This is a genomic window from Streptomyces globisporus (genome assembly GCF_003501885.1).
Taxonomy (GTDB): Bacteria; Actinomycetota; Actinomycetes; order Streptomycetales; family Streptomycetaceae; genus Streptomyces; species Streptomyces globisporus_D.
The window spans coordinates 1-26,048 of the sequence record NZ_QWFA01000045.1 but is presented as its reverse complement, the minus strand read 5'-3'; the positions used below and the strand labels follow the sequence as shown (position 1 = coordinate 26,048).

Sequence of the window (26,048 nt, the reverse complement as noted above, 5' to 3'; positions counted from 1 at the left end):
TCCGAGGAGCATCCATGTCCCACAGAACCGAAGAAATACCGCAGAACGAGCAAGAGCAGAGCGAACAGGAGGGGAAGGCCCAGGATCCGGCCGCCGGAAGACCGGACGGCGCCGCGAAAGCCTCGTCCGGCCGGCCGCGCCCGGCCCGCTCCTGGGCGGAGGTGCGGCATCTCCTGGTCCGGCTGCACTTCTACGCCGGGGTGCTCGTCGCCCCCTTCCTGCTGGTGGCCGCGCTGACCGGGCTGGCCTACACGCTGACGCCCCAGCTCGACCGGCTCGTATACGGCGACCAGCTCCAGGTCGACCGGGTCGGGGACGAGGTGCGCCCGCTGGCCGAACAGATCGCCGCCGCGCGGGCCGCGTACCCCGAGGGCACCCTGGCGTCGGTGATCACTCCGCCGGGTCCCGAGGACACCACCCGGGTGGTGCTCGCGGTGCCGGAGCTGGGCGAGAACCAGCGCACGGTGTTCGTCGACCCGTACACCGCCGAGGTGCGGGGCGAGCTGACGACCTGGTTCGGGTCGACGCCGCTCACCACCTGGCTCGACGACCTGCACCGCAATCTCCACCTCGGCGAGACGGGCCGCCTCTACTCCGAGGTCGCCGCGAGCTGGCTGTGGGTGGCCGTCGTGGGCGGCCTGGTGCTGTGGCTCGGGCGCGCCCGCGGCCTGCGCGCCAAGTCGGCCCGGGGTGTGCTGCTTCCGGACCGTACGGCCAAGGGGGTACGGCGAACCCGCGGCTGGCACGCGACCACCGGGGTGTGGCTGGCGCTGGGGCTGCTGTTCCTGAGCGCCACGGGCCTCACCTGGTCGAACTACGGCGGCGAGCGGTTCGGGCGGCTGCTGGACGCGGCGAACGGCAACGCCCCGGCCCTGGACACGGCGCTGCCGGGCGCCGACGCTCCCGCCGAGGACCACTCCGAGCACGCCGGGCACGGCGGTTCCGGCGGGGCGACCACCGACGCCGATCCGGCGGACTTCGACGCGGCTCTCGCGGCGGCCCGGGGTGCGGGCCTCGGCGGGATCGTGGAGGTGACGCCCCCGGCGGACGCGGCGAGCGCGTGGGTCGTGGCGCAGACCGACAACACCTGGCCGGTGCACTACGACCGGGTCGCCGTGGACACGACGAGCGGCGAGATCACCTCGCGCACCCGCTGGGCCGACCACCCGGCCCTCAACCAGCTCAGCAAACTGGGCGTGCAGGGCCACATGGGGGTGCTGTTCGGGGTCGTCAACCAGATCGTGCTGGCGCTCATCGCCCTCGGTCTGACCGCGGTGATCGTCTGGGGTTACCGCATGTGGTGGCAGCGGCGGCCCACCCGGGGCGACCGGCCCGCGCCGGTCGGCAAGGCCCCCGAGCGCGGGGCGTGGCGGCGGATCCCGCTGCCCGCCCTCATTCCGGGCATCCCGGCCGTGGCGGCCCTGGGCTGGGCGCTGCCGGTCCTGGGGGTGACCCTGGCCGGGTTCCTGGTGGTCGACGTGGTGGTGGGGGCGGTGCGCCGACGGCGTACCGCCTGACGGTGACGGGGTGAGGCTCCCGGGGCCGGTGGCGAGGAGCGCCGGCCCCGGGGACGAGCCGTCACTTGCGGCCGACACCCGCGTACATCGCGACGTCCGGCGTCGGCGTCGGGGCCCGCCACGCGGAGCACGACACCACGCCGGGCTCCAGCAGTTCCAGGCCGTCGAAGTAGCGCGCGACGGCGTCCGGGGTGCGCTGCGTGAGCTTCGGGGTGCCGTGCTCGTTCCAGAACGCAACCGCCTCGTCGACGTCCGGCATGTCGGGGTGCATGACCGTGTGGGACAGGACGAGGTGGCTGCCGGGCGCGAGCGCGTCCATGAGCCGGCGCACGATCGCGTACGACTGCTCGTCGTCCTCGATGAAGATGACGACCCCGAGCAGCATCAGCGCCACCGGCTGCGAGAAGTCGAGCGTCTTCGCCGCAGCGGCCAGGATGTCGTCGACGTCCCGCAGATCGGCGTCCAGGTAGTCGATGCGCCCCTCGGGGGTCCCGACCAGCAGCGCCTGGGCGTGCGCCAGGACGAGCGGGTCGTTGTCCACGTAGACGACACGGGCGTCGGGGGCCGCGCGCTGGGCGACCTCGTGGGTGTTGTCGGCGCTGGGCAGCCCCGTTCCGATGTCCAGGAACTGCCTGATGCCCTCCTGCTCGGCCAGATGACGCACCGCCCGCCCCAGGAACAACCGGTCCGCCTTCGCGTACGCGCCGATCCCGGGGTGCAGCTCCCGGATCTCGTCACCGGCCGCCCGGTCGACCGGATAGTTGTCCTTGCCGCCGGTCCAGTAGTTCCATATCCGGGCGGTGTGCGGCCGGGTGGTGTCGATGCGCGATTCGATGTCGGTCACGCGCTCAACATAGCGCGCCCCTGCGGCAACTCCGTTGTGCCAGGGGCTCTTTGCCCACGTCCGGTCCGGCCGCGACCGCCGTCGGGACGGCCACGGAACCGGGCATCCTCACACCAGCCCGAGCGACCTCAGGACCCGCTGCCGGGAAGGCGTCGGCCGGTCGGGCCAGTACACGTAACACACCCCGCCCGTCCCGCTCCTGACCTTCCCCTCGGCGTCGTAGCGCTTGGTCCTGAGCCAGATGTTCTCGAACTCGCGCCGGCGGTAGACCCGGCGTACCGCGTCGTTGTCGGGTGACGCGGGGTCGTTCGCGATGACGTCGCCCTCAGGGGTGAAGCCGATGACCGTCATCAGGTGGCCCGACGTGCCGTATCCGGCGCCGGTCAGCTCTTCCTTCAGGAAGGACTGGGAGGTGATGACGGGGATTCCGGCGCGGACCAGCCGTTCCACATCGGTGAGCGAGCCGAGCCGGGTGACGACGGCGTTCATGTCGCGGTACGTGGCGGCGTAGGCGGCGTTGAACGGCCAGTTGCCGCAGCCCCCGTACTGGTAGTCGTAGGTGTTGCGGGCAGCGTGGCAGACCTGGGGGTCGGGCAGGCCGGGCTTGACCCAGGCGAGGTCCTCCGCGGCGGGCTTCCGGCCCCAGTACTCGATGATCATCTGCGAGGAGGTGGGGCTGCACCACGCCTCGCCGCCGTTGTCGTACTCGGGGTACTGCCCGATGTGGATGTTCTGCGAGTAGCGGGGCACGGGCAGTTCGCGGGCCGGGCCGGGGGCGGTCTCGGGCACCGTGAAGCGGTCGGGAACGTCGGAGGCCATCGCGCCGACCCGCCACACGGTCGGGGTGAGGCGGCTGCCGGGGGCGCGGTACAGCGTCATCCGCAGCCGGAAGGAGACCAGGCGTACGCCGCTCGCCGGGTCGTCCACCGAGAGGGTGTCCGTCCACACGGTGCTGCGCGGGTCGCCCTGGCCGTCGACGGAGGTGCGGCGGATGTCGCCGTCGCCCGCCGCCCAGCGGCCCATCACGAACCAGGGCGTGTCGGTGCCGTCGGCGTACCGGCCGCTCAGCTCGACCTGGATCCACGTGCCGGCCGGCGTACGGGCGTTCCAGGAGGCGATCACCTCGGTGGCCGGGACGGCGGAGCGGTGGACGGGCGAGGTCCAGCTGGCGTAGTCCCAGGCGGCCGTCTTGCCGGTGTGCGGGTCGGTGTGGTCGATGCGGCCGGCCGGGGTGGCGATCACCAGGCCGGGGCGGCCGCCGGGGAGGATTCGGGTGCCTTCGCCGGTGCCGCAGCGCCAGTCGGTGTAGGTGTGCCAGAAGCGGTTGTCCACGAGGGCCGCCGGGGGTGCGGAGGGGCCTGCGGGCGAGGACGGGGCGGCGGAGGCGGGCGCGGCGGAGGCGGCCACCGTGCCCGCGGCCGCCGCCGCGGCGAGCGCGGCGGTCAGAACGGTTCTGCGCGAAGTCGGACTGGTCATGGTCGTGACCCCCGGTCGGATGCGGAAGGTGGTCTGCGGATGCCGTGCGGTTCGCCAACTATCCCGGTTCCGGGGCGGATCGGGCCAGCGGTTCGACGGTCGCCGCCGAACCAATATGGGTCTGGACCACTGGCATGACCTGCGGCTGTTCCCTGGCGCCTGCGTGCCGGAACGTACCCTGGGGCCATGGACGACCTGGCCCGCCACGCCGATGACCTCGCCGCACTGCCCCCCTCCTGCGGGCCGGTCCGGCTCGTCGCGGTCGACGGGCACGCCGGTTCGGGCAAGAGCACCTTCGCCGGCCGTCTCGCGGCGGCGCTGGGCGGCGCCCCGGTCCTCCATCTGGACGATCTCGCCACGCACGAGGAGTTGTTCGGCTGGACGGGGCGGCTGCGGGAGCAGGTGCTCCTGCCCCTCTCGCGCGGCGAGCACGCCCGCTATGCCCCGTACGACTGGACGGAGCGCCGCTTCGGGCCGGCGCGGACGCTGGAGCCGGCCCCGGTGGTGCTGGTGGAGGGGGTCGGCGCCGGGCGCCGGGAGGTGCGGCCGTGGCTGGCGGCACTGTGCTGGATGGAGCTGGACCGGGAGACCTCCTGGGAGCGGGGCCGGCGCCGGGACGGGTCCGGGCTCACCGGCTTCTGGGACGGGTGGACGCTCGCCGAGGAACGGCACTTCGCGGGGGACCCCTCCCGGCCGTACGCCGACGCGCTGGTACGCCAGTTGGACGAGGGGTACGCGTGGCTGCCGGGGCCCCGCGTGACAGCGGGAGAGAACCGGAACGTCACATACCGTAGCCAGGGCGCCCCGCCATACTGAGCAGTCGGAAATCGACCCGGAAGTGCCCCAACTCTGCTTGACCGAGGGGCCTTACTGGTCTTACGTTCTCATTGTGCGGCTTTTCGGAGCCCCCGCAGATGCGAAGCCCCCGGTTGTTCCCCCGTGATCGGGGGCTTCGCCCTGTGCTCCCCCACCACTCCCGCGACTACGCAGAGCGATTCACTCACCCTCGGTGACCACTCCTGAGGGTCGGCCGTTGCGCCGTCACTCCCCCTGTGCGCGGGTACGATGCACCTCGGTGTGGTCAATTCCCTTCCTCCACGCCGTGATTCAGCACGCTCAGGTGGGCATGCTGTGCGGGCGGGACATCCTGGGGGCACGGTTTGTGGGGGACCTGATGGACATCGGCACACAGGGCGCTGGAGCCCCCGCCGACCTCGCCTGGCTGCGTGGCCTGGACGCCTACACGATGGGCGCCTACCCGCAGGCCGAGGAGGAGTTCAGAGCCGCGGTGCGGTTCGATCCCGGCATGGCGGACGGCTGGCTCGGCCTCCACGCGCTGCGCATCGACACCACCACGGCCCTGTTACGCATGTACCGGCACCGCGACCGCTTCGGCGAACAGCGCGCCCGACACCGCCGTACGCTCAACTCCTGGTACTGGCTGGGCTGGTGGGTGCAGCCGCTGCTGGAGAGCCCGCGCGATCTGCTGCTGGCGCACGCCTCGCACTGGCTGGACGGGCGCCATGTGCCCGAGCTGGACCGGGCGCTGGCCGGGCTGCCACCGGTGGACGCGGACCCGCAGGTGCGGTTCCTGCACGCCTGCCGCTCCTATCTGGTCAAGGACTGGGAGCAGTTGGTGCGCTGCACCGAGCAGCTCGTCGACGATCCGATGCTGGGCATCGAGGCGGGCCTGTTCGGCGGGATGGCCCGGGTGCGGCTGGAGATGTTCGGGCAGGCGGAGCCGCTGCTGTCGGCCGCGCTGATGCGCTGTCGCAGCGAGCAGCCGCAGCGCAAGGAGTTGCGCTACTGGCTGGCCCGGGCCCATGAGGGCACCGGGCGGAGCGCCGCCGCCCTGCCGCTGTACCGGGCGGTGCACCGGGTGGACCCGGCGTTCATGGACACCTCGGCCCGGCTGGCGGCGCTCGTGGAGGGCGACGGGTTCGACGAGTCGGCGGACCTGGCCGCCGTGACCCTGACCGGTTTCGGTTCGGGGGGCGCGGGGGCGGAGGCACAGCCGGAGGGCGACGCGCTGCTCGGCACCGATCTGGTGGACGGGCGCGAGTCCTGGCCGGTGGGCGAGGCGGGGCTGCTCGGCGACGATCCGCTCCCCGGTCCGCCCGTCCCCGTCGAGGGGGCCCGGCGCACCAGGACCCGCAAGCCGCCGCCCTTCCCGGCCGGGCCCAGTGATCCCGCCCTGCTGGCCGAGGCGCTGGCGCAGCTGGAGCGGATGGTCGGTCTGGAGCCGGTCAAGCGGCAGGTCAAGGCGCTCTCGGCGCAGTTGAACATGGCCCGGCTGCGGGCCGAGCAGGGGCTGCCCGTGCAGCCGCCGAAGCGCCACTTCGTCTTCTCCGGGCCCTCCGGCACCGGCAAGACCACGGTGGCCCGCATCCTGGGCCGGGTCTTCTACGCCCTCGGGCTGCTCGGCGGCGATCATCTGGTCGAGGCCCAACGCTCCGATCTGGTCGGGGAGTTCCTCGGCCAGACAGCGGTGAAGGCGAACGAGCTGATCGACTCGGCGCTCGGCGGGGTGCTGTTCGTCGACGAGGCGTACAGCCTGGCCAACTCCGGTTACAGCAAGGGCGACGCGTACGGCGACGAGGCGTTGCAGGTGCTCCTCAAGCGGGCCGAGGACAACCGGGACCATCTCGTCGTCATCCTCGCGGGGTACCCGGAGGGCATGGACCGGCTGCTCGCCACCAACCCGGGGCTCTCCTCCCGGTTCACCACGCGGGTCGACTTCCCCAGCTACCGGCCGCTCGAACTCACCGCGATCGGCAGTGTCCTGGCCGCCGAGAACGACGACGTGTGGGACGAGGAGGCGGTGGACGAGCTGCGCTCCATCAGCGGCCATGTGGTGGACCAGGGGTGGATCGACGAGCTGGGCAACGGCCGTTTCCTGCGGACGCTGTACGAGAAGAGCTGCGCCTACCGTGATCTGCGGCTCTCCGGCTATGCGGGCGAGCTGACCCGGGAGGATCTGTCGACGCTGCGGCTCGCGGATCTGATGCAGGCCTACGGCGAGGTGCTGTCGGGGCGCGGTCCGGTGGGCCGGGGCAAGCAGGAGCCGGGCGCGCTGTGAGGTCCGGGCCGGGAGCGTTCGCTACCGGCCCGGACCTCACCGCCGGCTCCGTGGCTGTCTCAGCGCACGAGGGCTCCGGACGGCGGCCGCCCCGGTGTCCTGGGGACGTCCACCGTACGGCGGGGCACGGACACCACCCGGTGGGCCGGGTCGCGTACCTCCCCCACCAGCATCTCCAGGACGTCCTCCATGGCGACCAGGCCGAGGACCCGGCCCGATCCGTCGGCGACCTGGGCGAGGTGCGTGGCGGCGCGGCGCATCACGGTCAGGGCGTCGTCCAGAGGGAGTTCGGCCCGTACGGTCGCCATAGGGCGCCAGATCTGCTGGGGGACCGCCCGGTCGGCGTCCTCCAGCTCCAGGACGTCCTTGACGTGGAGGTAGCCCATGAAGGGGCCGCCGCCCTCCGCGCAGACCGGGAAGCGGGAGAAGCCGGTGCGCACCGTCAGATCCTCGATCCGGCGCGGGGTCACGGTCGGGTCGACGGTGACCAGGGAAGCCCGCTCCAGCAGGACGTCGGCGACGGGCCTGCTGCCCAGTTCGAGGGCGTCCTCCAGGCGCGTCGCCGCCTCCGGTCCGAGGAGGCCGGCCTGTCCGGAGTCCTCGACCAGCCGGTTGAGCTGCTGGCTGGTGAAGACGGCCTCCACCTCGTCCTTCGGCTCGACGCCGAAGAGCCGCAGCACCAGGCCGGCACAGGCGCCGAGCGCGGTGGTGACCGGGCGGCAGAGCCGGGCGAAGGCGACCAGGCCGGGGCTGAGCCAGAGCGCGGTCCGCTCGGGCGCCGCCATCGCGAGGTTCTTCGGGACCATCTCGCCGATGACCAGGTGCAGGACGACCACGGACAGCAGCGCGAGGGCGAAGCCGAGGGGGTGGACGAGCCCGTCGGGAAGGTGCGCCGCGTGGAAGACCGGCTCCAGGAGGTGGGCGACGGTCGGCTCGGCGACGGCTCCGAGGGTGAGGGAGCAGATGGTGATGCCGAACTGGGCGGCGGCCATCATCTGCGGCAGGTTCTCCAGGCCGTGCAGGACGGTGCCGGCGCGGGCCGAACCCTTTGCGGCCAGCGGTTCGATCTGGCTGCGGCGGACCGAGACGAGGGCGAACTCCGCGCCGACGAAGAAGCCGTTCGCCAGTACGAGGAGGGCGGCGAGGAGGAGTTGGAGCAGGCTCATCGCACGGCCTCCAGCAGTCCCGGTGCGGCCGGTTCCGGCAGTGGATCGCCCGTCCGGGTGAACCGGACACGCTCGGCGCGGTTGTGGCCGACCTGGCGGACGGTGATCCGCCAGCCGGGGAGTTCGGCCGCGTCGCCGGGGGCGGGGATGCGGCCCAGGAGCTCCGCGACGAGCCCGGCGACGGTCTCGTACGGTCCGTCGGGGACGTCCAGGCCGCCGCGGCGCAGGGTGTGGACCCGGCAGCTGCCCTCGGCGTCCCACGCGGGGCGGCCGTCCTCGGCGGTGGCGGCGGTCAGCTCGGGGCGGCCGTCCCCCTCGGCGTCGTGCTCGTCGCGGACCTCGCCGACGAGCTCCTCGATGATGTCCTCCAGGGTGACGACACCGGCGGTGCCGCCGTACTCGTCGACGACCACGGCTATCGGCTGTTCGTGGCGCAGCCGCCGCAGCAGGTGTTCCACCGGCAGGGTGCCGGGGACCAGGAGCGGGGCGACGGCGATCCGGCCGGCCGGGGTGCGCAGGCGCTCGTGGGCGGGGACGGCGAGGGCGTCCTTGAGGTGGACCATGCCGATGACCTCGTCGATGCGGTCCCGGTAGACCGGGAAGCGGGAGAGGCCGGTGGCGCGGGTGAGGTTGAGGACGTCCTCGGCGGTGGCGGAGGAGTGCAGGGCGCTGACCTTCACCCGGGGCGTCATGACGTGCTGGGCGGTGAGTCCGGCCAGCGAGAGGGTCCGGACGAAGAGGTCGGCGGTGTCCTGTTCCAGGGCCCCGGCCTCGGCGGAGTGCCGGGCGAGGGCGACCAGTTCGCCCGGGGTGCGGGCGGACGCCAGTTCGTCGGTGGGCTCTACCCCGAAGAGGCGGACCAGCCGGTTGGCCAGGGCGTTGAGGAGGGTGATGACCGGTCGCAGGAGGGCCGCGAAGCGGGCCTGCGGTCCGGCGACGAAGCGGGCCACCTGGAGCGGCCGGGAGACCGCCCAGTTCTTCGGCACGAGTTCGCCGACGATCATCTGGACGGCGGAGGCCAGCAGCATGCCGACGACGACCGCGACACCGGAACCGGCCCCCGCGGGCAGTCCGGTGGCGGTGAGGGGTCCGGCGAGCAGCTGGGCGAGGGCCGGTTCGGCGAGCATGCCCACCACCAGGGAGGTGATGGTGATGCCGAGCTGGGTGCCGGAGAGCTGGAAGGAGAGTTCACGCAGGGCGCGGACGACGGTACGGGCCCGTCGGTCGCCCTCGGCGGCGGCGCGTTCGGCGTCCGGCCTGTCCACGGTGACGAGCCCGAATTCGGCTGCCACGAAGAATCCGTTGGCGAGGATGAGGAGGAAGGCCGCCGCGAGGAGCAGCAGGGGGGTGGTCATGAGGCCGCCGCCTCCGGGGAAGGGGCGGCGCAGGTACTACCGGACGATCCGTCCATTGCTGGAGGGAGTCACTCCTTGGGTCGCAGGAAGAACCCCGCGGGCCCGGTGGGGCCGTGGTACGGGCGGGGCGGGGCGCACAGGGCGCCGCCGCCCACCAGAGTAGACAAGAAGGCCCCGTGCCGTGCAGGGGCTCAGCCGCCGGCGGGAGTGTCGTCGCTGCCGGCGCCCCGCGCCTCGGCGAGGGAGCGCAGGGCGCGGGCGTCGCGGATGGCCTGCTGCTTGGCCAGGCCGGGCTGGATGCCGAGGGCGGGCAGGCTGGTGCCGTCGCTGAGGTCGAGGAAGACCCAGGGGTCGCCGGAGCGCAGGTTGACGCGGAGGATCTCCTCCCAGGCCAGCCTGCGGGTCCGGGTGAGGTTGACGACGGTGACCCCGGTGTCGTCGGCGGCGACCCGGGGCCTGCTGAGCAGGGCCAGGACGCCGAAGAACAGCGCCGCGACGAAGACGAAGCTGGCCCGCTCCCCCGGGTTGAGCCGCTCCAGCATCAGCGCGACGACGGTGATGACGAGGAACATCGCCAGGCCCACGCTCAGCAGGACCACCCGGGTGAGGGTGGGCCGGAAGGTGACCGGCAGGGTGGGGAGTTCGGGCCTGGGCGCGGACATCGGGGTCTTCTCTCGGGAGGTGCGGGCGGCCGGGGCCGTCAGAGGCGGCAGGCGTGGATGGCCGTGGTGAGGATGGCGCGGGCGCCGAGCTCGTACAGGTCGTCCATGATCCGCTGGGCCTCCTTGGCGGCGACCATGGAGCGGACGGCGACCCAGCCCTCGTGGTGCAGCGGGGAGATGGTCGGCGACTCCAGGCCCGGAGTGAGGGCGACGGCGCGCTCCAGGTGCTCGACGCGGCAGTCGTAGTCCATCATCACGTAGGACCGGGCGACCAGGACGCCCTGGAGGCGGCGGAGGAACTGCTGCACCTTGGGGTCGTCGGCGGGGGCGCCGTTGCGGCGGATGACGACGGCCTCGGAGGTCATGATCGGCTCGCCGATCACTTCCAGTCCGGCGTTGCGCAGGCTGGTGCCGGTCTCCACCACGTCGGCGATGATCTGGGCGACGCCGAGCTCGATGGCGGTCTCGACCGCCCCGTCGAGGTGGACGACGGAGGCCTTGACGCCCGCCTTGTCGAGGTGGTTGGCGACGATGCCCTCGTAGGAGGTGGCGATCGTCATGCCGTCGAAGTCCTCCGGGCCCGCCGCGGTGCCGGGCTTGGTGGCGTAGCGGAAGGTGGAGCGGGCGAAGCCGAGCTGGAGGATCTCCTCGGCGTCGGCCTCGGAGTCCAGCAGCAGATCACGGCCGGTGATGCCGATGTCGAGCTTGCCGGAGCTGACGTAGATCGCGATGTCGCGGGGGCGGAGGTAGAAGAACTCGACCTCATTCTCCGGGTCGACCAGGACCAGCTCCTTGGACTCCTTGCGCTGCTGGTAGCCGGCCTCATGGAGCATCGCCATCGCAGGCCCGGAGAGTGAACCCTTGTTGGGAACGGCGATGCGCAGCATGAGGTCGGCTTCCTTCGTGCGGTGGGGAGAGAAAAAGAGACAGGGGCGTGCGGTGCTGGGGACCGGCTCAGAGGTGGGCGTAGACGTCGTCGAGCGAGATCCCGCGGGCGACCATCATCACCTGGACGTGGTACAGCAGCTGGGAGATCTCCTCGGCGGCGGCTTCCTTGCCCTCGTACTCGGCGGCCATCCAGACCTCGGCGGCCTCCTCGACGACCTTCTTGCCGATGGCATGGACGCCCTTGTCCACCAGTTCGGCGGTGCGGGAGGTCGCGGGGTCGCCCTCGGCGGCCTTGAGCTGGAGCTCGGTGAAGAGCTCTTCGAAGGTTTTGTTCGCCATGATGGTCCTCAGAATACGGGGTCGCCGGGGCGCACTCAGCGCCAGGGTTCGCTGACGGTCCGCAGCGTGGCCGCGGTGGCGACGGCGGCGGTGACCGCTTCGTGCCCCTTGTCCTCGTTGGATCCTTCGAGGCCGGCCCGGTCGAGCGCCTGCTCCTCGGTGTCGCAGGTCAGTACGCCGAAGCCGACGGGAACACCGGTGTCGACGGTGACCTGGGTGAGGCCGAGGGTGACGCCCTGGGAGACGTATTCGAAGTGGGGGGTGCCGCCCCGGATGACCACGCCGAGGGCGACGATCGCGTCGTAGCCGCGTCCGGCGAGCACCTTGGCGACGACGGGCAGCTCGAAGGAGCCGGGGACCCGGAGCAGGGTCGGCTCGTCGATGCCCAGCTCGTGCAGGGCGCGCAGCGCGCCGTCGACGAGTCCGTCCATGACCTTCTCGTGCCACTGGGCCGCGATCACGGCCACGCGCAGGTCGCCGCAGTTGCGTACGGACAGTTCGGGTGCACCCTTGCCGCTCATGTTTCTCCTGTTGCTGGTGACGAGGTGTTCGTTACTGGTTGGCGCAGGTCGACGCCGGGGTTCCGTCGAGCCACGGCAGATCGTGGCCCATGCGGTCGCGCTTGGTGCGCAGGTAGCGCAGATTGTGCTCGCCCGCCTGGACGGGCATGGGCTCGCGGCCGGTGACGGCGAGTCCGTGGCGGACGACGGCCGCGGTCTTCTCGGGGTTGTTGGTCATCAGCCGCAGGCTGGTGACGCCGAGGTCCTTGAGGATCCGGGCGCCCGCCGCGTAGTCGCGGGCGTCGGCGGGCAGGCCCAGCTCCAGGTTGGCGTCGAGGGTGTCGACGCCGCGCTCCTGGAGTTCGTACGCGCGGAGCTTGGAGAGCAGGCCGATGCCGCGTCCCTCGTGGCCGCGGAGGTAGACGACGACGCCCCGGCCCGCTTCGGTGATGCGCCGCATGGAGGCGTGCAGCTGGGGGCCGCAGTCGCAGCGCTGGGACTGGAAGATGTCGCCGGTCAGGCACTCGGAGTGGATACGGACGAGGACGTCCTCGCCGTCGCCGATGTCGCCGTGGACGAGGGCGACGTGCTCGACGCCGTCGGCGACGGAGCGGTAGCCGTACGCGGTGAAGTCGCCGAACGCGGTGGGCAGCCGGGTCTGCGCCTCGCGGCGGACGGTCGGCTCGTTGCTGCGGCGGTAGGCGATCAGGTCCTCGATGGAGATGATCGTCAGGCCGTGCTTGCGGGCGAAGGGAATCAGCTCGGGCAGCCGGAGCATCACGCCGTCCTCGCCCGCGATCTCGACGATGGCCCCGGCGGGGCGCAGTCCGGCGAGCCGGGCGAGGTCGACAGCGGCCTCGGTGTGGCCGTTGCGGACGAGGACGCCGCCGGAGCGGGCGCGCAGCGGGAAGATGTGGCCGGGCCGGACGAAGTCGCCGGGTCCCGCGACGCCGCCCGCGAGCATCCGCAGAGTGGTGGCGCGGTCGGCGGCGGAGATCCCGGTGGTGACGCCGTGGGCGGCCGAGGCGTCGACGGAGACCGTGAAGGCGGTCTGCATCGACTCGGTGTTGTCCTCGACCATCTGCGGCAGTTCGAGGCGCTCCAGCTCGTCGCTCTCCATGGGCGCGCAGATCAGGCCGCGGCACTCGCTCATCATGAAGGCGACGATCTCGGGGGTGGCCTTCTCGGCGGCGATGACGAGGTCGCCCTCGTTCTCGCGGTCCTCGTCGTCCACGACCACGACGGGCCGGCCCGCCGCGATGTCACGGATGGCCTGCTCGACCGGGTCCAGCGAGAGGTTCTCGGGGAGCGGGTCGTGGTCGGGGTGCAGCCAGGTGGGCTGAGCAGTCATGCCGTGGCTCCTTCCAGAGCGGGTGTCCGCGTACGCAGCCACCAGTCGCGCATGCCCCACAGGACGAGGGCGCCGTAGATGATGTAGACGAAGCCGGAGAAGGCGAATCCGTTGGCGAAGTTCAGGGGTACGCCGACGAGGTCGACGAGCAGCCAGGCGAACCAGAACTCGACCATGCCGCGGGCCTGGGCATACATCGCGACGACGGTGCCGACGAAGATGTACGCGTCCGGCCAGGGGTCCCAGGACAGGGTGGGGAAGGCGGTGAACAGGCCGCCGACGGCGAGGGTGCCGAGGGCGGCGGCGCCGATCAGCACGCCGCGCTCGCGCCAGGTGGCGAAGCGGACGGCGATGGAGCCGTCCTGGGCCTGCTGCCTGCCGCGGTTCCAGGACCACCAGCCCCACAGGGCGACGACGATGACGACCAACTGCTTGCCCGCGCTGCCGGAGAGGTGCGCGGAGGCGAAGGCGACGAGCAGGATCACGCCGGAGAGGAGCTGGGCGGGCCAGGTCCAGATGGAGCGCCGCCAGCCGAGGGCCAGAGCGATCAGGCCGATGATGTTGCCGATCATGTCCGACCACTTGATGTGCTGGCCGAACACGGTGAAGGCCTCGGAGTTGAGCCAGTTCGCGAGGTTCATCGCGGGTCCTGTCCGGCCCGGTCGCCGAGCATCCGCTCGACGTACTTGCCGATGACGTCCACTTCCAGGTTGACCGGGTCGCCGGGCTGCTTGTGGCCGAGCGTGGTCAGGGCGAGGGTGGTGGGGATGAGGCTGATGGTGAAGAAGTCGGCCGCCGCCTCGACGACGGTGAGGCTGACTCCGTCGACGGTGATGGAGCCCTTCTCCACGACGTACCGGGTCAGCTCGGGCGGCAGGGAGACCTTGACGATCTCCCAGTGCTCGGAGGGGGTACGCTCGACGATGGTGCCGGTGCCGTCCACATGGCCCTGGACGAGGTGTCCGCCGAGCCGGCCGCCGAGCGCCATCGGGCGCTCCAGGTTGACCCGGGAGCCGGGGGCGAGCGCGCCGAGGCTGGAGCGCAGAAGCGTCTCGGCCATCACGTCGGCGGTGAACTCGCCATCGCCGGTGTCCACGACGGTGAGGCAGACGCCGTTCACCGCGATGGAGTCGCCGTGCTTGGCGCCCTCGGTGACGAGGGGGCCGCGCAGCCGGAAACGGGAGGCGTCGGCCAGCTGCTCGACGGCGGTGACCTCACCCAGTTCTTCGACAATTCCGGTGAACACTCAGTTTCCCTTCCGAGCAGGGGCGGGGGCGGCGGTGACGCGCAGATCGGGGCCGATCGGCACGGTCTCGGTCACATCGAGCCGCAACGCCTGGGAGATGGTGGAGATTCCGGCGTCGGCGAGGGCGGCGGGGCCCGCACCGAGCAGGACCGGGGCGAGATAGCCGACGACCTTGTCGACCTTTCCCGCGGCGACGAAGGCGCCCGCGAGGGTGGGGCCGCCTTCGAGGAGTACGGAGCGGACGCCGCGCTCGTGCAGGGCGGCGAGGAGCGCGTCGATGTCCAGGCCGCGCCCGGTGGCCGCACGGGGCAGCCGCAGGACGGCGGCCTCGGGGAGGTGGCCGGCCGGGGCGTCGTCGGCGACGGCGATCAGGGTGGGCGCGGTGGCGTCCAGGACCCGGGCGCCGGGCTTCACGGCGGCGGCGTTCGTGTCGACGACGACGCGCAGCGGCTGGGTGGCGCCGTCGATGCCGCGTACGCCCAGCTGGGGGTCGTCGGTGCGGGCGGTGCCGGAGCCGACGAGCACGGCGTCGGCCTCGGCGCGCAGCCGGTGGACGTCGGCGCGGGCCTCGGGCGAGGTGATCCAGCGGCTGGTGGCGTCGGCGGCGGCGACGCGGCCGTCGAGGGTCGCGGCGTACTTCCAGAGGACGTACGGCCGCCCGAGGCGCACCGAGGTCAGCCAGGCGGCGTTCCCCGCTTCGGCCTCGTCGGCGAGGAGGCCCTGCTCCACCCGGACACCGGCCGCGCGCAGGGTGTCGCCCCCGCCGGTGGCCTGCGGGTTCGGGTCGCCGACCGCGTACACGACACGGCTGATCCCGGCGGCCAGGAGGGCCTGGGCGCAGGGGCCGGTGCGGCCGGTGTGGTTACAGGGTTCGAGGGTGACGTAGGCGGTGCCGCCACGGGCCCGGTCGCCGGCCGCGCGCAAGGCGTGGACCTCGGCGTGCGGCCCTCCGGCGCGCTGATGGAAGCCTTCACCGGCCACGGCTCCGGCGGCGTCGGTGATCACGCATCCGACGACCGGATTGGGGCTGGTGGAGCCGAGACCGCGGGCGGCGAGCGTGATCGCTCGGCGCATGGCGGTGATGTCGGCTGCGGTGTCCACCGGGTCCTCCTGCCTCTTCGGGCACGGACTCCGGGGCCTGTCGATGACGACAGAGAAAGCGGATCACCAGCGAGAACGCCGCGAACCCGAGAACGGGAAACGCCAGGAACGCACGGTGTCCCGGGAGATTCCCGGCCATGCGTCCGCCGACGGCGGCGTACCGATGACAAACCGCCGCGCACTGCCTCCCATCCGGACTTTAACCGTCGGTCCAGGAATTTCACCTGGTCAACCGGCCGCTGGCTGCGGACGGGTCGCGGACTGTAACCGCCGGTTCGGAATTGCACCGACCCCGGAGTGCGCTGCTACTGGTACGGAACCAGTCTGCCACGGACGCCTCTCGGCCATGCGGGTGAGCGCTGTGGGCTGGGTCACAGGATCCGTCGGCCGGGTCACGCCGGGTCACGGAAAGCGTGGCGCATTCCCGTCGGGACGAACACGACAACGTAGTCATTCACGAAGTTGAGCCTTAAAGGTCCAGACCTATTGACGCACTGGTCTAGTCCTCTTAATCTCTGCGTCACCTCCGAGGTTCGGTCCCACGGTGGGCGCACACCGGGACCCCGACAGACCCACCCCCTTTTCGCCAGTTGTGTTCTGCCGACCTCCCCAGGAGGAACGACCACATGCTGTCCCCCACCCGAGCGAGAGCCACGCTCCTCGCCGCCGGCGCCGCCGTCGCCGGACTGCTGCTGAGTTCGCTCGCCGCAGGCCCCTCGGCCGCCGCCGACCAGAACTCCTGTCGCCCCGACGGGCTTTACCAGACCCCCGGCGTCAACGTCCCCTACTGCTCCGTCTACGACGCCGACGGACGCGAGAAGATGGGCGCCGACCACAAACGCCGTGTCATCGGCTACTTCACCAACTGGCGTACCGGCAAGGACGGCAAGGACGCCTACCTCGTCCCGGACATCCCGTGGGACAAGGTCACGCACCTCAACTACGCCTTCGCGCACGTCGACGGCTCCAACAAGCTCTCGGTCGGCCCCGACAGCGCCGACAACGCCTCCACCGGAATGACCTGGCCCGGTGTCGCAGGCGCGGAGATGGACCCGACGCTCCCCTACAAGGGGCACTTCAACCTGCTGACGAAGTACAAGAAGCAGCACCCGAACGTGAAGACCCTGGTCTCCGTCGGCGGTTGGGCCGAGACCGGCGGTTACTTCGGCCCCGACGGCAAGCGCGTCGACTCGGGCGGCTTCTACTCGATGGCGACCAACGCCGACGGCTCGGTCAACCAGGCGGGCATCAACACCTTCGCCGACTCGGCCGTCTCCTTCATCAAGAAGTACGGCTTCAACGGCGTCGACATCGACTACGAGTACGCCACCACGATGAAGGACGCGGGCAACCCGCTGGACCACACGCTGGCCAACGGCCGCCGCGCGGGCCTGGTCAAGGGTTACGACGCCCTGATGAAGACGCTGCGCGAGAAGCTCGACCGCGCGGGCGAGGCCGACGGCAAGCACTACCTGCTGACCGTCGCCGCCCCCTCCTCCGGCTATCTGCTGCGGGGCATGGAGACGTACCAGATGCAGAAGTACCTGGACTACGTCAACATCATGTCCTACGACCTGCACGGCGCCTGGAACGAGTACGTCGGGCCCAACGCCTCGCTGTTCGACGACGGCAAGGACAACGAACTGGCGCAGGCGGGCGTCTACACCACCTCGCAGTACGGCGGCCTCGGCTACCTCAACACCGACTGGGCCTACCACTACTTCCGCGGCTCGATGTCGGCCGGCCGGATCAACATCGGCCTGCCCTACTACACCCGCGGCTTCAAGAACGTGCAGGGCGGCACCGACGGCCTGTGGGGCAAGGCGGCCACGACCGACTGCCCGGCGGGCGCGGGGCTGACCAAGTGCGGCGACGGCGCGGTCGGCATCGACAACCTGTGGCACGACAAGGACACCAACGGCAAGGAATCGCCCGCCGGTTCCAACCCGATGTGGCACGCGAAGAACCTGGAGAAGGGCATCGTCGGGGACTACGTCACCGACTACGGCTTCCCCGCGAACACGCAGTTGACCGGCACGTACGCCCGTAAGTACGACTCCACGCTGGTCGCCCCGTGGCTGTGGAACGCCGAGAAGAAGGTGTTCCTCTCCACCGAGGACGAGCAGTCGGTGAAGGCCAAGGCGGACTACGTCGTGGACAAGGGCATCGGCGGCACGATGATCTGGGAGCTGGCGGGCGACTACCGGTGGAACGCGGCCAAGGGGCAGTACGAGACGGGCTCCACGCTGACCACCGCGATGTACGACGCGTTCAAGTCGGCCACCCCGTACGGCGCGAAGCGCTCCACGATCGACCTGCCGACCGAGGCGCTGGACATCGACGTCTCCTTCGGGCAGTTCCCGCTGGGCGACTCCAACTACCCGATCAGCCCCAAGCTGAAGATCACCAACCGGACCCGGGCCACGCTGCCCGGCGGTACGGAGTTCCAGTTCGACTACTCCACCTCCGCCCCGGCCAACGCCAAGGACCAGTCCGGCTTCGGTACGACGATCATCCGCAGCGACCACACGGCGGCCAACAACATCGGCGGCCTGAAGGGCGACTACAACCGCGTCTCGCTCAAGCTCCCGGCTTGGCAGAGCCTGGCTCCCGGCGCCTCGGTGGAGCTGGACTTCGTCTACTACCTGCCCACCTCCACCCCGTCGAACTGGACCGTGACCTTCGGCGGGAAGTCCTACTCCCTCGCCGGTGACCTGGCCCGCGGCACCACGGTGGTCGAGCCCGGCACCGGGACCAACCCGACGCCGACCCCGACCCCGGACCCGACAGGGCCGACGCCCACCCCGACCCCGACGCAGCCGGGCGGCAGTTGCACGGCCCCGGCGTGGAACGCGGCCACCGAGTACGGCGGCGGCTCCACCGTCAGCCAGGACGGCCGTCAGTGGAAGGCGTCCTGGTGGACGAAGGGCGAGAAGCCCGGCACCACCGGTGAGTGGGGCGTCTGGAAGGACCTCGGCGCCTGCTGATCCCTCGTGTGCCCCCGGCCCGGCGTGAGCGGTTCTCCCCGCTCACGCCGGGCCTTGCGGTTCTCCCCCCGGGTCGCCGCCGGGCCGGACCGCGCTCTGGCAGGCTGGCCCCATGACGACGATTCCGGTCACCGGCGCCACCGGAACCCTCGGCCGGCAGGTCGCGGAGCGGCTCCGTACGGAAGGGGTTGACGTCCGCGGGCTCAGCCGCCGCTCCCGCTCGTACGCCGTCGATTTGCGCGACGGCAAGGGTCTGGACGCGGCGGTCGAGGGGGCGGACGTCATCGTCCACTGCGCCACCACCCCGCGCGGCGGCGACGACCGGGCGGCCGGCTTCCTCATCAACGCGGCGAAGCGGGCCGGGACGCCGCACCTCGTCCACATCTCGATCGTGGGCGTGGACCGGCTGCCACTGGGCTACTACACGGTCAAGCACCGGGTCGAGCGGATGATCGAGGACTCCGGGCTCGGCTCGACGATCCTGCGGACCACGCAGTTCCACGACCTGGCCCTGCGCATCCTGTCCGGCGCGGCCAGGCTGCCCGTACTGCCGGTGCCCGCCGGGGTGTCGCTCCAGCCCATCGACAGCGGCGAGGCCGCCGGCCGGCTGGCCGCCCTGGCGCTCGGCGGACCGGCGGGCCGGGTGCCCGACCTGGGCGGCCCCGAGGTCCGTACGCTGTCCGATCTGGCCGGGGCGTTCCTGCGGGCCACCGGGCGCAGGCGGCGGGTGGTGCCGGTCCGGCTGGCGGGCCGGGCGTACGCGGGCTACCGGCGCGGTGACCATCTCGCCCCCGAACACGCCGGGGGAACCGTGACGTTCGAGGAGTTCCTCGACCGCCGCCACCGGCGCCCGGACTGAGTCGACGCGGTCCGGGCGGCCCGTCGTGGACCTCCGGTTCGGTCGTCCGCATGTTTCCGGTCAGCCCTCCGGGGCGAACAGCGCATCCTGCGCCGCGTCCCGGGCGGTGATCAGCGCACCACGCAACACGGCCCCGTCGCCCAGCGAACCGGCGCGGACCTCGGTGCGCAGGGGTGACATCGTGGCCAGCCGCTCCTCGACCCGGGCGGCGAGCGCGGCCCCGCCCGCATGGCCGACGGCCCCCGCGAGCAGTACGCAGCCGGGGTCGAGCACCGAGACGACGGCGGCGGACCCGAGGGCGAGGCGGTCGGCGACCTCCTTCAGGAAGGGCTCGCCCGCCTCCCCCGCCTCCAGGGCGGCCCGCACCGCTTCCACGGCGGCCGCCTCCTCCTGCCCCTCGGCCACGGTCCCGCGGTCCACGAGCCCGTGCGCGGCGGCGAGTTCGCACAGCGCGACGGAGCCGGCCAGGGAGTGGAATCCGCCCTCGCAGTTGACCGCCGACGGCAGCCCGCTCACCCCGGGGACCGGAAGGAAGCCGATCTCCCCCGCGCCGCCGGACGCCCCCTGACGCAACTTGCCGTCCAGCATCACGGCGGCCCCGATCCCCTGACCCAGCCAGAGCAGGACGAAGGTCTCCCGGTCGTGGGCGGCGCCCTCCCGGTGCTCCGCGACGGCCGCGAGGTTCGTCTCGTTCTCCACCAGGACGGTGGCCGGGAGCCGCCGCTGGAGCTCCCGGACCAGGCCCCGGTGCCAGGCGGGCAGGCCGGAGCTGTCACGCAGTTCGCCGGTGCCGGGGTCGATCAGGCCCGGGGCGCCGATTCCGACGCTGTGCAGGGGGACGGCCCCGGCCGCGCGGGCGGTGCGCTCCAGGAGGGCGGCGGCCCGCTCGACGGCGGGTTCGGTGCCGGTGTCGCTGCCGATGGGCAGCGAGTCCTCGGCGAGCGTCGTTCCCAGCAGATCGGTGACGACCACGCTGACGCTGCCGAGGCGCACGTCGAGCGCGGCGAGATGGGCCCGGTCGGCGACGATCCCGTACAGCTTGGCGTTGGGGCCGCGACGGACGGCTCCGGACTCGCCGACGACCTGGATCAGACCGGCGCTACGGAGCCGTTCGACGAGGTCGGCGACGGTGGGCCGGGAGAGTCCGGTCAGCGTCTTGAGCTGGGTGGCCGTCAGCGGGCCTTCCTGCTGGAGCAGCCGCAGGGCGAGCCGGTCGTTGATGGCCCGAGCCGTGCTCGGAGATGCGGGCATACCGGGATCCTTCCAGATGGCCGCCCCGCCGCTTTTCCGGGCCGATGAGAAACGACTATTTATCAGGCAGGGTTCCTGATAGTTTACGCCACGCATTGTCGTGCGGAAGCGCCGGATGCGTCGGATGCGCCGCCGGAACGGCCGGCAACGAGGATTCCCAGGGGAGGGGCTCGACGGCATGACGAAGGACTCGACCGTCACGGTCTACAGCACACAGCAGGTGAAGCGGGCGCGGATCGCCGTCGCCGCCGTCTTCACCGTCCACGGGGCGGTGACCGGCAGCTTCGCGACCCGGGTGCCGTGGATCCAGGACCACGCCGGGGTGAGCGCGGGTCAGCTCGGCCTGGCGCTGGCCTTCCCGGCGATCGGCGCGTCGATCGCGATGCCGCTGGCGGGCCGGATCAGCCACCGTTTCGGCGCCCGGACCGCGCTGCGGGGACTGCTGACGCTGTGGACGCTGGCGCTGATCCTGCCCGCGCTGGCGCCGAACCTGCTCACCCTCTGCGCCGCGCTGTTCGTCTACGGGGCGACGGCGGGGATGTCCGACGTGGCCATGAACGCGCTGGGCGTCGAGGTGGAGAACCGTCTCGACAAGTCGATCATGTCGGGGTTGCACGGCATGTGGAGCGTGGGCGCGCTGGTCGGTTCGGCGGCGGGCACGGTCGCGGCCCACACCGCGACCGACGCACGGACGCACCATCTCGTCGCGGCCCTGGTGCTCACGGCGCTGGGCCTGATCGCCTGCCGGGACGTCCTCGACATCCAGAGCCACCCGGACGAGGAGCCGCCGCCGCGGTTCACCTTGCCGCCGAAGTCGGCCCTGATCATCGGGGCGGTCGGGTTCTGCGCGGTGTTCGCCGAGGGGGCCAGCCTGGACTGGTCGGCGGTCTACCTGCGGGACGTCCTGGACAGTTCGGACGGTCTCGCGGCCGCGTCCACCACGGCGTTCGCCCTGATGATGGCGGTGGCCAGGATCGCCGGGGACCGGATCGTCGACCGGTTCGGCGCGGTCCGCACGGTGCGGACCGGCGGAGTGATGGCCACCGGGGGCGGGCTGCTGGTCGTGTTCTCGCCCTCCCCCGCGGCCGCGATGTGCGGCTTCGGGCTGCTGGGGCTCGGCGTCGCGGTCGTGGTCCCGCTGGCCTTCGCCGCGGCGGGGCGCAGCGGACCGAACCCGAGCCAGGCCATCGCGGGCGTCGCCACCATCACGTACACCTCCGGCCTGATCGCCCCCTCCGCGATCGGCTCGCTGGCCGAGGCGACCTCGCTGGTGGTGTCGTTCGGCGTGGTGACGGTGCTGGCCTTCGGCCTGGTGCTGGGCGCCGGGGTGCTCCGGTCGGCCGACTGAGCCTCGGCGTGCGCTGGACCTTGCACGGCGACGGGAAGACCCCCGCGCCCGGGGCGGTGGTCCGCCCCGACGAACGGCTCACCTGGCCCCGTACGTTCGGACTCGGCGCCCAGCACGTCGTCGCGATGTTCGGAGCGTCGTTCGTCGCCCCGGTCCTGATGGGCCTGGACCCGAACCTCGCGATCATGATGTCCGGCGTCGCGACCGCGATCTTCCTGCTGGCGACCAAGGGCCGGGTGCCCAGCTATCTGGGCTGCTCGCTCTCCTTCGTCGGCGTCGCGGCCACGATCCGGGCGAGCGGCGGCGACAGCGCGACCGTCACCGGCGCGGTGCTGGTGGTCGGCGCGGCCCTGTTCCTGGTCGGTCTCGCCGTGCAGCGGTTCGGCGCGCGGATCATCCACGCGGCGATGCCGCCGGTGGTGACGGGCGCGGTCGTGATGCTGATCGGCTTCAACCTGGCGCCCGTGACCGCATCCACGTACTGGCCGCAGGACCAGTGGACGGCGCTGGCGGTGATGCTGTTCACCGGCCTCGCCGTGGTGTGTCTGCGCGGCTTCCTCTCCCGGATCGCGATCTTCCTGGGGCTGGTCTTCGGGTACGTGCTGTCCTGGGTGCTGGACCTGGTGTTCGGGAAGATCCACTCTCCGGCGGGCGGGGCGGAGGCCGTCGACCACTGGCGCCTCGACCTCTCGGCCGTAGGCCAGGCCGACTGGATCGGGCTGCCGTCCTTCCACGCGCCCGCCTTCGAGTGGTCGGCGATCCTGGTGGCGCTGCCCGTGGTGATCGCGCTGGTCGCGGAGAACGCCGGGCACGTCAAGGCCGTCGGCGAGATGACCGGCGACCCGCTGGACGACAAGCTCGGCACCGCCATCGCGGCGGACGGCGCGGCCTCCATGCTCTCCACCGCCGTGGGCGGGCCGCCCAACACCACGTATTCCGAGAACATCGGCGTGATGGCCGCGACCCGCGTCTACTCCACAGCCGCCTACTGGGCGGCGGCCTGCTTCGCCCTGCTCTTCGGCCTCTGCCCCAAGTTCGGGGCGGTCGTCGCCGCGATCCCCGGCGGGGTGCTCGGCGGGATCACCGTGATCCTGTACGGGATGATCGGCCTGCTCGGCGCCCAGATCTGGCTCAACGGCCGGGTGGACCTGCGTAATCCGCTCAACCTCGTTCCGGCCGCCGCGGGCATCATCATCGGCGTCGGCGGGGTCAGCCTGAAGATCACCGACAACTTCGAACTGGGTGGCATCGCGCTCGGCACGCTCGTCGTGATCACCGGCTACCACGTGCTGCGGGCCTTCGCCCCGGCCCACCTCAAGACCGAGGAACCACTGCTGGACGCAGGGACGTCGGCGTACGACGAGGGATCCGGCGACACGGACTCCGGGCCCGGGAAGTCCTGAACCTCTGCGCGCTCGTTACCAGGACCCTTCGAAGATCTCCTCGAAGATGATGTTCCACTCCGAGATGGGGTCCTGGAACGGCGTGCTGTCGAACTGCTCGATCTCCGCATGTGCCTGCCGCGCGAGCGCTTCCTCGTCGTCGGCGGAGTCGCGCTCGACATGGTATGTCTGCAGCACACAGAGACTGTGGACGAGGGATTCGACATCGCGGTGGATGAGCAGATGCCGCGAAGTACCTTCCGGGAAGGCGTAGACGTGCTGGCTATCGGGGTCGAAAGCCAGGACGGAGTCGTTGAAGTACCCCAGCACCAGCCACTTCTGGGCCTCGGCGAGGAACTCGCCCAGGTAAACGGAGTCCTGACCAGGGTTCTTGACGTCCATGCGGGACAGGAAGAGGTCGTCGTGCGGAAGACCCACTTCGTGCAGGATCCGCATCGAGCGCGACAGCCCGGCCGAATCCTGCTGCACCTCTCGCGGGAAAAGAACGATCCCCTGGAGGCCGAACAGGCGGATAATTTCATTTGAACTGACAGAGTAGCTCATAGGTTGACCTTATCGCACTCGATGTCAGCGACCGTGCGCCTTCTTCAGTTTCTCCACGTAAGCTTGATGGAGCACGTTCCCCTCCTCTCTCTTCCCGTTGAGTTGGTCATAAGGAACTGCATCCGTCACCTTGGTGTGTTCACCGAAATGCTTCGCGAGCCATGCGTCACAACGACTGTTTCGTTTTTGGCAAGGCGCCCGTTCCGTGAAGACTTCGTCAAGCCCTTCTTGCTTCCCCTTACGTATGAGGGAGTACCCGATAACGCGTTCGGAGTGCATCCCTCGATCGCTTCGACCGATGAGTATGAGCTCCTTACTCTTATCAGAAGGGTCGATATATCGACCTGCGGCGTAGTTGTGCTTCGTTTCGTAGTCGTCGTTGGCATAGCGAGCGAGTTGCGTCGCCTGCCCCAAGGGGTCTTTGTAGGGGTCGACACGAGTCGATTTGACCACCTTGCCCTCGCCGTCCTGGACGCCGACTTCCCTCTTTTCCGCTCTACTCTCCGGGCGCCACGCCTTTCCGTCGGACTCGAGCAGGCCATGGATTCCTGACGTGTCGTTCTTGTCGACGGGTTTCAACGTTCCATCCGGAAGCAGCTGCTGTACCGTCCCGTCCTTGGCAAGGAGGTACATCGGTACGTCTTTCCCGTCACCGTCCTTCTTGCCGGGACTACAGCCCTCCATGTCCTTCTTGACGTCTTTTTCGGATTCGTCGTTGCTCTTCTTGGTCTTGTCGATTCCCTCTACATTCTTCTCGATCTCCTTTTGCATGGAGTGCGCGGTAGCCTCGACCTTGTCCTCGGCCCTGTCGATGGCCGCCCCGAACTTGGCGAATCGATCGTCCTTCTTCGCTACGAGACTACGTTTGCTCCTTTTGTCCCCGAAGCTCTTCTTCTTGTCCGGGAGCTTTCCCTGCTCTCGGCCGAGCTGGTCGATGGCGTCGGCGAACCACTCCAAGTTCTAGTTGGAGTAGGTGAGTTGCTGTTGTCGGCCGACCGGATCACTGCACACTTCGGTGCCGACGGCCTGCGCCGCTTTCACGCCGTGTCGCTTCAGAGCACCGCGGAGCGGGCAAGCGATCTCGGCCGCGCGTGGCTACGGGCAGGCCAGTCTCTCTGTGTCTCCGACAAGAGCTGCGCGACACAATCCGCGATGCGAACAAGGCATGCAGTAACGTTTTGGCCGGGCGTGACACCACCTCTTCGGGAGGCCGCGACAAGACCGGCGCCCTCTTGCCGGAAGGGCTCGACTCGGTCGGCCAGGACCTCTGGATCGAGTTCGCCGGGCGATGACGGCGACCTTGCAGGTGGTGACGTATCCGGCGGGTGCCCCGATGCCTGACGAAGCCGTCCGCGCGCGTGGACGCGTCCGGCCTACCGGAGCGGTGGGCCGACCGAAGTCAAGCATGCGTGATGGTTGCGTCGACAGTCAGCGGGCCGATCGATGAACAGTTCACCCCGTGGCCAGGGCGTAGGCGTACTCCGGCGTGAAGGAGCCCGCCGCGGCCGAGCAGCCGTCGGACTCCCCCGGCAGTTTCACCCAGAGGTAGGCGTCGATCCGGGCCTCGCCGGTGCGTGTCGTCGGGGTCCGGCCCAGGGCGCGGCCCGCCGGGTCGCACCACTGACCGGCGGCGGGCGCTCCGTTGCCGTTGCGGCTGGTGTCGATCACCGCGCCGAGGCCGCCCGGCCCGCCGAGCGCGGCGAGGACCCGGCGGGCGTAGGCGGTCTCGTCAGCGGTGCGGTGGAAGTTGGACACGTTGGTGAAGATGCCGTCGCCGCTGGTGGCCGCTTTGGCGGCCCGGAGCGCGGCGGCCTGTTCGGCGGGGGTGTGCCAGCCCGAGTGGCCGCCGTCGAAGTAGACCCGGGCCTGCGGGTTGGCGGTGCGCAAGGTGCGTCCGGCGCGGGCCAGTGAGGCGAAGCGGGCGGCGCGTTCCGGGGCGGTGAGGCAGTCGGAGAGGGCAATGGCGTCCGGTTCCAGGATCACGATCGCCGCTCCCGAGCCGAGCCCCTGGGCGAACTTCCCTATCCACGCGTCGTACGCCGCGAGGTCCGGGGCGCCGCCCTGCGACGCGCCGCCGCAGTCCCGGTCGGGTATCGCGTAGGGGACGAGCACCGGGATCCGGCCGCCGGCGGC

23 protein-coding genes and 1 riboswitch are annotated in these 26,048 nt (G+C 71.2%); of the genes, 7 read left to right on the top strand and 16 right to left on the bottom strand.

What is annotated here, in order from left to right:
• Positions 1–14: 14 nt before the first annotated feature.
• Positions 15–1,517 (top strand): PepSY-associated TM helix domain-containing protein, encoded by a 1,503-nt coding sequence (locus D3105_RS11095; protein ID WP_118902817.1) that lies wholly within the window; start codon positions 15–17, stop codon positions 1,515–1,517.
• 61 nt (positions 1,518–1,578) lie between these two features.
• Here D3105_RS11095 and D3105_RS11090 read toward each other — a convergent pair whose 3' ends face one another.
• Both D3105_RS11090 and D3105_RS11085 read right to left on the bottom strand, forming a co-directional pair.
• Entirely contained in the window at positions 1,579–2,361 is a 783-nt protein-coding gene (locus D3105_RS11090; protein ID WP_118902814.1) for an SAM-dependent methyltransferase, read from the bottom strand.
• 108 nt (positions 2,362–2,469) lie between these two features.
• A complete protein-coding gene (locus D3105_RS11085) occupies positions 2,470–3,837 on the bottom strand; it encodes a peptidase C39 family protein (protein ID WP_118902811.1) in 1,368 nt (455 codons plus the stop codon).
• Between the two features lie 186 nt (positions 3,838–4,023).
• Here D3105_RS11085 and D3105_RS11080 point away from each other — a divergent pair, with 186 nt between their 5' ends.
• Both D3105_RS11080 and D3105_RS11075 read left to right on the top strand, forming a co-directional pair.
• Entirely contained in the window at positions 4,024–4,653 is a 630-nt protein-coding gene (locus tag D3105_RS11080; RefSeq protein ID WP_118902808.1) for a uridine kinase family protein, read from the top strand.
• Between the two features lie 358 nt (positions 4,654–5,011).
• Entirely contained in the window at positions 5,012–6,916 is a 1,905-nt protein-coding gene (locus D3105_RS11075; protein ID WP_118902841.1) for an AAA family ATPase, read from the top strand.
• 59 nt (positions 6,917–6,975) lie between these two features.
• On the opposite strand, the gene D3105_RS11070 is transcribed toward D3105_RS11075, so the two are convergent.
• The 10 genes from D3105_RS11070 to ribD form a co-directional block, all read right to left on the bottom strand.
• Entirely contained in the window at positions 6,976–8,082 is a 1,107-nt protein-coding gene (locus tag D3105_RS11070) for a hemolysin family protein (RefSeq protein ID WP_118902806.1), read from the bottom strand.
• Entirely contained in the window at positions 8,079–9,437 is a 1,359-nt protein-coding gene (locus tag D3105_RS11065; protein ID WP_118902803.1) for a hemolysin family protein, read from the bottom strand. The genes D3105_RS11070 and D3105_RS11065 overlap by 4 nt, the downstream gene beginning before the upstream one ends.
• 191 nt (positions 9,438–9,628) lie before the next feature.
• Positions 9,629–10,099 carry a PH domain-containing protein gene (locus tag D3105_RS11060; RefSeq protein WP_118902800.1) on the bottom strand — a complete coding sequence of 157 codons (471 nt, stop codon included), beginning with the start codon at positions 10,097–10,099 and terminating at the stop codon, positions 9,629–9,631.
• 38 nt (positions 10,100–10,137) lie between these two features.
• The gene (gene hisG, locus D3105_RS11055) at positions 10,138–10,986 is read right to left on the bottom strand and encodes an ATP phosphoribosyltransferase (protein WP_118902796.1); all 849 of its coding nucleotides are present in this window, start codon (positions 10,984–10,986) and stop codon (positions 10,138–10,140) included.
• Between the two features lie 67 nt (positions 10,987–11,053).
• On the bottom strand, positions 11,054–11,326 hold the full coding sequence (locus D3105_RS11050; RefSeq protein ID WP_003970410.1) for a phosphoribosyl-ATP diphosphatase: 273 nt from the start codon (positions 11,324–11,326) through the stop codon (positions 11,054–11,056).
• Between the two features lie 35 nt (positions 11,327–11,361).
• Positions 11,362–11,847 (bottom strand): 6,7-dimethyl-8-ribityllumazine synthase, encoded by a 486-nt coding sequence (gene ribH / locus D3105_RS11045; protein ID WP_003970409.1) that lies wholly within the window; start codon positions 11,845–11,847, stop codon positions 11,362–11,364.
• Positions 11,848–11,878: 31 nt separating this feature from the next.
• Positions 11,879–13,177, bottom strand: a complete 1,299-nt coding sequence (locus D3105_RS11040) for a bifunctional 3,4-dihydroxy-2-butanone-4-phosphate synthase/GTP cyclohydrolase II (protein WP_118902793.1) — start codon at positions 13,175–13,177, stop codon at positions 11,879–11,881.
• Positions 13,174–13,818 carry a nicotinamide mononucleotide transporter family protein gene (locus D3105_RS11035; protein WP_118902790.1) on the bottom strand — a complete coding sequence of 215 codons (645 nt, stop codon included), beginning with the start codon at positions 13,816–13,818 and terminating at the stop codon, positions 13,174–13,176. Before D3105_RS11035 ends, D3105_RS11040 begins: the two co-directional genes overlap by 4 nt.
• Positions 13,815–14,423 (bottom strand): riboflavin synthase, encoded by a 609-nt coding sequence (locus D3105_RS11030; RefSeq protein ID WP_118902787.1) that lies wholly within the window; start codon positions 14,421–14,423, stop codon positions 13,815–13,817. Before D3105_RS11030 ends, D3105_RS11035 begins: the two co-directional genes overlap by 4 nt.
• Positions 14,424–15,524, bottom strand: a complete 1,101-nt coding sequence (gene ribD, locus D3105_RS11025; RefSeq protein WP_118902784.1) for a bifunctional diaminohydroxyphosphoribosylaminopyrimidine deaminase/5-amino-6-(5-phosphoribosylamino)uracil reductase RibD — start codon at positions 15,522–15,524, stop codon at positions 14,424–14,426. It abuts the gene before it with no gap.
• A gap of 174 nt (positions 15,525–15,698) precedes the next feature.
• Positions 15,699–15,829: riboswitch (FMN riboswitch) on the bottom strand.
• A 321-nt stretch (positions 15,830–16,150) separates the two neighbouring features.
• Here ribD and D3105_RS11020 point away from each other — a divergent pair.
• Both D3105_RS11020 and D3105_RS11015 read left to right on the top strand, forming a co-directional pair.
• Positions 16,151–18,511, top strand: coding sequence for a chitinase C-terminal domain-containing protein (locus tag D3105_RS11020; RefSeq protein ID WP_118902782.1), 2,361 nt, complete (start codon positions 16,151–16,153; stop codon positions 18,509–18,511).
• Between the two features lie 112 nt (positions 18,512–18,623).
• The gene (locus tag D3105_RS11015) at positions 18,624–19,370 is read left to right on the top strand and encodes an SDR family oxidoreductase (protein ID WP_118902779.1); all 747 of its coding nucleotides are present in this window, start codon (positions 18,624–18,626) and stop codon (positions 19,368–19,370) included.
• A gap of 60 nt (positions 19,371–19,430) precedes the next feature.
• On the opposite strand, the gene D3105_RS11010 is transcribed toward D3105_RS11015, so the two are convergent.
• Positions 19,431–20,621 carry an ROK family transcriptional regulator gene (locus D3105_RS11010; RefSeq protein ID WP_118902776.1) on the bottom strand — a complete coding sequence of 397 codons (1,191 nt, stop codon included), beginning with the start codon at positions 20,619–20,621 and terminating at the stop codon, positions 19,431–19,433.
• 178 nt (positions 20,622–20,799) lie between these two features.
• Between D3105_RS11010 and D3105_RS11005 the strand changes: the two genes are divergently transcribed.
• Positions 20,800–21,969: an MFS transporter gene (locus D3105_RS11005; protein ID WP_118902773.1), complete on the top strand. Its 1,170-nt coding sequence runs from the start codon at positions 20,800–20,802 to the stop codon at positions 21,967–21,969.
• The gene (locus D3105_RS11000) at positions 21,966–23,372 is read left to right on the top strand and encodes a uracil-xanthine permease family protein (protein ID WP_030800157.1); all 1,407 of its coding nucleotides are present in this window, start codon (positions 21,966–21,968) and stop codon (positions 23,370–23,372) included. The genes D3105_RS11005 and D3105_RS11000 overlap by 4 nt, the downstream gene beginning before the upstream one ends.
• Before the next feature lie 15 nt (positions 23,373–23,387).
• Here D3105_RS11000 and D3105_RS10995 read toward each other — a convergent pair whose 3' ends face one another.
• From D3105_RS10995 to D3105_RS10985, 3 genes are all read right to left on the bottom strand, one after another.
• Entirely contained in the window at positions 23,388–23,915 is a 528-nt protein-coding gene (locus tag D3105_RS10995) for an SUKH-4 family immunity protein (protein WP_118902770.1), read from the bottom strand.
• A 24-nt stretch (positions 23,916–23,939) separates the two neighbouring features.
• On the bottom strand, positions 23,940–24,872 hold the full coding sequence (locus tag D3105_RS10990) for a nucleic acid/nucleotide deaminase domain-containing protein (protein ID WP_118902767.1): 933 nt from the start codon (positions 24,870–24,872) through the stop codon (positions 23,940–23,942).
• Between the two features lie 495 nt (positions 24,873–25,367).
• Positions 25,368–26,048, bottom strand: a 681-nt coding sequence (locus D3105_RS10985) for a glycoside hydrolase family 6 protein (RefSeq protein ID WP_165890998.1), incomplete at its 5' end; no start/stop codon positions are given.